Raw genomic sequence first — 6,107 nt, 5'->3', positions numbered from 1 at the left:
ATGTTCTCTTCCTTGAAGATCAGGTCCCAGCTGTCCACCGGCGCATTGTCGCCCAGCGCCGCCTTGACCTTGGCCGGGTTGAAGCCGATCAACACGGTGCCATACATATACGGCACGGCAAACTTGTTGCCTGGGTCGTTGGCTTCGATCAGCTTCATCAGCGCCGGGTCCAGGTGTTGCCAGTTCGGCAGCTTGCTGCGGTCCAGCGGCTGGAAAACCCCGGCTTCGATCTGTTTGGCGAGGAACACGTTGGACGGCACCACCACGTCATAGCCGGAGTTGCCGGTGAGCAGCTTGGCCTCCAGTGCTTCGTTGGTGTCGAAGATGTCGTACACCAGTTTGACGCCGCTGTCCTTCTGGAAGTCGGTCAAGGTCTGCGGGGTGATGTAATCGAACCAGTTATACACACGCAGGGTGCGCTGCTCCGCTTGGGCGTGCAGGGCACCGGTGAACAGGGTGGCAGCGATGAACGGGGTGAGCAGACGCTTGAGTCGGACCATTACCGGGCTCCTGGCTGGGCGCGCTGGAAGCCTTCCAGCACATTGACCGCGTTGATACCGATTTCTTCCACAGCGTAGCCGCCTTCCATCACGAACAAGGTCGGCTTGCCCAGCTGGCCGATGCGCTGGCCCATCTCCAGGTAGTCCGGGCTGTCCAACTTGAACTGCGAGATGGGGTCATCCTTGAAGGTGTCCACACCCAGGGAGATCACCAGTACGTCGGCGTCATAGCGGGCGATGCGCTGGCAGGCGTCTTCCAGGGCGGCACTCCAGGCAGCCCAGTCGCTACCGGCCGGCAAGGGGTAGTTGATGTTGCAGCCCTCGCCGGCGCCTTCGCCGGTTTCATCGGCATAGCCGAGGAAGAACGGGAATTCATCCTGCGGGTCGCCGTGGATCGAGGCAAAGAACACATCGTCGCGGCTGTAGAAGATGTCCTGGGTTCCGTTGCCGTGGTGGTAGTCGACGTCGAGGATGGCAACCTTGCGCCGGCCTTGGTCGAGGAAGGCCTGAGCGGCGATGGCGGCGTTGTTGAGGTAGCAGTAGCCACCCATCACTTCGCCAGCGGCGTGGTGCCCTGGCGGACGGCACAGCGCGAAGGCCGAATGGGCACCTTGTTGGATCGCTGCCTGGGCGGTAAGGGCGACCTGGGCGGCGCTGTAGGCCGCTTGCCAAGTGCCGGCGGTGATCGGTGCACCGGCATCGAAACTGTAGTAGCCCAGCTCACCGTGCAGGCCAGTGGGTTTTACCTGGCGCAGGGTGCGTGCAGGCCAGGTGAAGGGTAGCAGGTCGCCCTCATGGCCCAATGCGGCCCAGCGGGCCCAGGCGCCCTCGAAGAAGTTCAGGTAGTCGGCGCTGTGGATGCGAAGCAACGGCGCGCGGCCGAAATCGGTAGGGCCTTGGATATCGCCGAGGTTGCGCTTTTTTACCTGGTCGAGCACATGGTCTGCACGCGAAGGCATTTCGAAGCAGGGCATCAGCTTGCCGTCGATCAGCTCGCAGCGGCCGTGGTGCAGGCGGTGGTCATCGGAATAGATCGTCAGCATTGTTGTTCTCCGGTGGGTACTGGCGTGGGTCCATTGTCATGGGCGGATCAGTACGGGAGAACGACGCAAATGGCCAAAAGGGGATCGATATGGCCAAGCGCTTTGGCCGCAGCAGCTCAACCGCGAAAGTGGCTGGGCGCCACACCACTCCAGCGTTGGAACGCATGCCGAAAGCTGGCCGTCTCACTGAAGCCCAAGGTCTCGGCAATCCGGTAAATCGGCATTTGCTCGTCTGCCAACAACTGCTTGGCCCGTTCGAACCTTAGCTCGTCCAGCAGCTGTTGATAACTGCAGCCCAACGCCTGTAAATGCCGACGCAGGGTGCGCGACGAGCAGTTCATCTGCCTCGCCAGCCCTTCCAGCCCCGGTGCTGCGTCCAACTGCTGCACCAGCAGCTGGCGAATCCGCCCTAGCCAGGCCTGGCGGCCCGTGAACTCCAGGTTCAGGCGTCGGCAGCGTTCACTCATGGCCTTGTGGGTAATCGGGTCGGCCAGCGGCAGCGGCATATCCAGCCAGCGCCTTTCGAAGGCAAAGGCATTGTCCTCGGCGGAGAAGCCGATCGGGCATTGGAACGCATCGGCATAGCGTGTGTGGTAACCAGGACGAGGGTGCTCGAAACGGGTGCCCAGCAGCGGCAACGGGCGGCCAAGCAGGTCGTCGCAGATGACTTTCAGCGAAACCAGGCAGAACTCTGCGTTGAACGCGCTCAGCGCAGGGCTGTCGTGATAGTCGCTGGCGCTGAACCAGACGCGCTGGCCGTCGTCGAGCAAACGCAGCTTGAAGACTGTTCCCAGCAGTGCCGGATACTGCAGCGCCAGGCGCAAGGCGTCACCCAAAGTGGCACTGGAGAGCAGGGCGTAACCGAGCATGCCGTAGCACGACACATGCATGCGCCGGCCCAGCTCCAGGCCGATGTCCTCACGCCGGGCCACTGCGTTGGCGCACACCTGCAGTTCCTGCTGGGTGGTGATGCGCGCATCGGCGTGGCCCAGGTCTGCCGGGCCGATGCCGCTGCCGGCCAGCAGTGCCGAGGCCTCGCAACCGTCTGCCTGAAAGACATTGAGGATCAGCGAAACCGCATTGAGGGTGGTCAGGTGACTGTGCAGCATGCTGGGTAATCCCGTTGGCCTGGGACGCATTATGGAGCAAGTTGTGTGCCGATATCCGAGGCCGCCTGGTGGCGGCAAAACCATCAGGCAAAAAAAAGGCCCGAAGCATAGGCTCGGGCCTTGAAAGGTTGAGAGGTGTCTAGTCCCTTAACCTGGTGAGACTGTTTGCAGCGGGCTGGTTACGACTTCAGCGGAACCAGGCGCGGGGCGATCATGTTTTCTGGACGCAGGATGTCGTCGAGCATCGCGTCGTCCAGCAGCTTCTCTTCACGCACCAGTTCCAGCACGCCGCGGCCGCTTTCCAGGGCAACGCGGGCGATACGGGTGGCGTTTTCGTAGCCGATGTACGGGTTCAGTGCAGTGACCAGGCCGATCGAGTGCTCGACCAGTTCACGGCAGCGCTGTTCGTTGGCGGTGATGCCGACGATGCAGTGCTCGCGCAGCATGTCCATGGCGCGTTGCAGCAGGCGGATCGAGTCGAAGATCTTGTAGGCGATCAGCGGCTCCATCACGTTCAGCTGCAGCTGGCCACCTTCGGCGGCGACGGTCAGGGCCAGGTCGTTGCCCATGATGGCGAAGGCCACCTGGTTGACGGCTTCCGGGATAACCGGGTTGACCTTGCCTGGCATGATCGAGCTGCCTGGCTGACGCGCTGGCAGGTTGATCTCGTTGATGCCGGTGCGCGGGCCGCTGGACAGCAGACGCAAGTCGTTACAGATTTTCGAGAGCTTGACCGCGGTACGCTTGAGCATGCCGGAGAACAGCACGAAGGCGCCCATGTCGGAAGTGGCTTCGATCAGGTCGGCAGCCGGTACCAGCGGCTGGCCACTGATGGCGGCCAGGCGCTGTACGGCCAGAGCCTGGTAGCCAGGGTCGGCGTTGATGCCGGTGCCGATGGCGGTACCGCCCAGGTTGATTTCGGTCAGCAGTTCCGGGGCCAGCGAGCGCAGGCGCTGCAGGTCTTCGGTCATGGTGGTGGCGAAGGCGCGGAATTCCTGGCCCAGGGTCATCGGTACGGCGTCCTGCAGCTGGGTACGGCCCATCTTCAGTACGTGGTCGAATTCTTTACCCTTGGCAGCGAAGGCCTGAATCAGGCTGTCGAGGCTGGCCAGCAGTGCGTCGTGACCCAGCAGCAGGCCCAGACGGATAGCGGTCGGGTAGGCGTCGTTGGTCGACTGCGCCATGTTCACGTCGTTGTTCGGGTGCAGGTACTGGTACTCACCCTTCTGGTGGCCCATGGCCTCCAGTGCAACGTTGGCAATGACTTCGTTGGCGTTCATGTTGGTAGAAGTACCAGCACCGCCTTGGATCATTCAGAGAGTAATAAGACCCAAATTAACGGCCATAATGGCCGCTACGCGGCGGGAGGTCACACCGAACTTCCGCCGAATATTTCCCATATGGAAGTTCACATTGGCTTCCGAGCAGTTGCAGATAACCGATATCTCCCAACTGGTCTTGCCGATGGCGCACCACTGCAACACTTCCTTCTCCCGGCTGGTCAGAACCACCGGTTTGCTGACCGGATGTTCGAAGGCCAGTCCGGCACCGCTCTGCAGTGCGTAGTCCTTGAGCATCCACAGGGTCGGCAGGACCGACTCTATGAAACGGTTGGCCTCGGCCCGGTTTTCCGCTTCCACGCTGAGGCTCAGCGCGCCGAGTTCGCCGCGAGCACCATGCAGCGGCATGGTCAGCCCATACACCAGGCCGGCGGCCGAGGCTTCCTCGAAGAACTCGTGCTGCTTTCGCGTCTGGTAGATGGACGGTTCCCAGAAAATCGGCAGTACGCTCTGGGTACAGTGACTGACCGTCGGGTCGACCCGCGCGTAGCCAGCCCGGTCGTAATGCTCGCGCCAGGCGGCCGGGTAGTTGCCGACGATGAAGGCGTTCTCGTAGTCCTGGCTGTCCTTAGGCAACAGGCCGAACAGGATCTTCGAGAATCCAAGGTCGCTCGCCATCTTCTGCAGGATGGCGCTCCACTCCAATTTTCCACTTGAGCGTTCCAGCTCAAGAAAACCGTCAACCAAGGCCATGTCCACCACGAACTGGTCGTGGTAATCGCCTTTGATCAGGCGGGCGCAGGCTGCGGTGATGGCAGCGTGCTTGGCATCGCTCAGGTGACCCAGCTCACGGTTGGCGTCGGCAGCGGCCTGCTTGACCATGGCCAGGGCCACGACCAGCTTCGGGTAGTGCGACAGTGGAACACCGGAGAGGTGGAAGTTGTTGGCAGCGCGCAGGGTCTGGATGCCGTAGTAGGCATCTGCAGGAACTTCAAGGGTACCCAACAAGTCTTTTTCGACGCGGAACGATGCAGCGGAGGACATGATGTATATCATCTCGATTTTGACCCGGCACATGCCGGAATGGCGCCAATCCTAGGCCTGAAGGTGATTTTGCGGCCAATGCTGTTGCACGCTAACCTATGCACAAACGGCATAGTGTTTCGTGTGACGCCAATTGACATTCGAGCGTGTTCCATTTTGGTGCATGCCGGGAGATGTGCTTCGTGAACCTTGAAAGCAAATGGCTGGAAGACTTCAGTGCGCTGGCCGCTACCCGCAGTTTTTCCCAGGCGGCAGAGCGGCGTTTCGTGACCCAACCGGCCTTCAGCCGGCGCATTCGCAGCCTTGAAGCGGCGCTGGGCCTGCAACTGGTGAACCGTTCCCGCACACCGATCGAACTGACCGAAGCCGGGCAGCTTTTTCTCGTCACAGCGCGCACCGTTGTCGACCAGTTGGGCGAAATTCTCCGCCATTTACATCACCTTGAGGGTGGGCAGGGCGAGGTGGTTCAGGTAGCGGCGGCACACTCCTTGGCATCAGGCTTTTTCCCCCGTTGGGTTGCCCAGTTGCGCAACGACGGTTTGAACATCGCCACCCGCCTGGTTGCGACTAACGTCGGAGATGCCGTGCACGCATTGCGCGAGGGCGGCTGTGACCTGATGCTGGCTTTCTACGACCCGGATGCGGCCCTGCAGATGGATGCCGAGATCTTCCCGTCGCTGCACATGGGCACTACGGAAATGCTGCCGGTGTGTGCAGTGGATGCTGAAGGCAAGCCATTGTTCGACCTGGAAGGCGAGGGCAGCGTGCCGCTGCTGGCCTATACCGCGGGTGCATTCCTCGGGCGGTCGGTGAATTTGCTGCTGCGCCAGCGCAACCTGCGTTATACCACCGTCTATGAAACCGCCATGGCCGACAGCCTTAAAAGCATGGCGTTGGAAGGCCTGGGCATCGCCTGGGTGCCACGCCTGTCGATGCGAGGCGAGCTGGAGCGGGGCGAACTGGCTGTCTGCGGCGGCAGCCAGTGGCATGTGCCACTGGAAATTCGCCTGTACCGCTGCGCCCTGGTGCGCAAGGCCAACGTCAGGCTGTTGTGGCGCAAGCTCGAGGGGGCGGCGGCGGTTGACCCAAAAGTCAGCCAAAGCCCCGAAAAATAAGGCCCGACAGTTGGTC

The 6,107-nt window shown here is 61.7% G+C and carries 5 protein-coding genes and 2 pseudogenes; 1 reads left to right on the top strand and 6 read right to left on the bottom strand.

All coding sequences use genetic code 11. The features are described 5' to 3' along the window. The 6 genes and pseudogenes from ACNQP3_RS28790 to ACNQP3_RS28765 form a co-directional block, all read right to left on the bottom strand. Positions 1-500 (bottom strand): extracellular solute-binding protein (locus tag ACNQP3_RS28790; protein ID WP_416470690.1); only part of this gene is annotated, 500 nt, incomplete at its 3' end. Beyond that, positions 500-1,543, bottom strand: a complete 1,044-nt coding sequence (locus tag ACNQP3_RS28785) for a histone deacetylase family protein (RefSeq protein WP_012274868.1) — start codon at positions 1,541-1,543, stop codon at positions 500-502. The genes ACNQP3_RS28790 and ACNQP3_RS28785, both read right to left, overlap by 1 nt. 116 nt (positions 1,544-1,659) lie before the next feature. Then, on the bottom strand, positions 1,660-2,652 hold the full coding sequence (locus tag ACNQP3_RS28780; protein ID WP_012274867.1) for an AraC family transcriptional regulator: 993 nt from the start codon (positions 2,650-2,652) through the stop codon (positions 1,660-1,662). A 179-nt stretch (positions 2,653-2,831) separates the two neighbouring features. Then, positions 2,832-3,965, bottom strand: a pseudogene (locus ACNQP3_RS28775) (aspartate ammonia-lyase); the annotation flags it as partial. Next, on the bottom strand, positions 3,966-4,685 hold the full coding sequence (lasR, locus tag ACNQP3_RS28770) for a transcriptional regulator LasR (RefSeq protein WP_347032980.1): 720 nt from the start codon (positions 4,683-4,685) through the stop codon (positions 3,966-3,968). Then, a pseudogene (locus tag ACNQP3_RS28765) lies at positions 4,683-4,976 on the bottom strand (lyase family protein); the annotation flags it as partial. The gene lasR and the pseudogene ACNQP3_RS28765, both read right to left, overlap by 3 nt. Positions 4,977-5,158: 182 nt before the next feature. On the opposite strand from ACNQP3_RS28765, the gene ACNQP3_RS28760 reads away from it, so the two are divergent. Next, positions 5,159-6,091 (top strand): LysR substrate-binding domain-containing protein, encoded by a 933-nt coding sequence (locus ACNQP3_RS28760; RefSeq protein WP_012274865.1) that lies wholly within the window; start codon positions 5,159-5,161, stop codon positions 6,089-6,091. Positions 6,092-6,107: the final 16 nt, after the last annotated feature.

This window comes from Pseudomonas sp. LFS074, assembly GCF_047978165.1.
Taxonomy (GTDB): Bacteria; Pseudomonadota; Gammaproteobacteria; order Pseudomonadales; family Pseudomonadaceae; genus Aquipseudomonas; species Aquipseudomonas putida_P.
Note: the sequence above shows the minus strand (reverse complement) of the source record. Positions and strands in the feature narration are given on the sequence as shown.

What these genes read in the sequence shown, in the direction of transcription:
- ACNQP3_RS28780 (WP_012274867.1), bottom strand. Translation starts at nt 2,652, where the DNA reads ATGCTGCACAGTCACCTGACCACCCTCAATGCGGTTTCGCTGATCCTC.
- lasR (WP_347032980.1), bottom strand. Translation starts at nt 4,685, where the DNA reads ATGGCCTTGGTTGACGGTTTTCTTGAGCTGGAACGCTCAAGTGGAAAA.
- ACNQP3_RS28785 (WP_012274868.1), bottom strand. Translation starts at nt 1,543, where the DNA reads ATGCTGACGATCTATTCCGATGACCACCGCCTGCACCACGGCCGCTGC.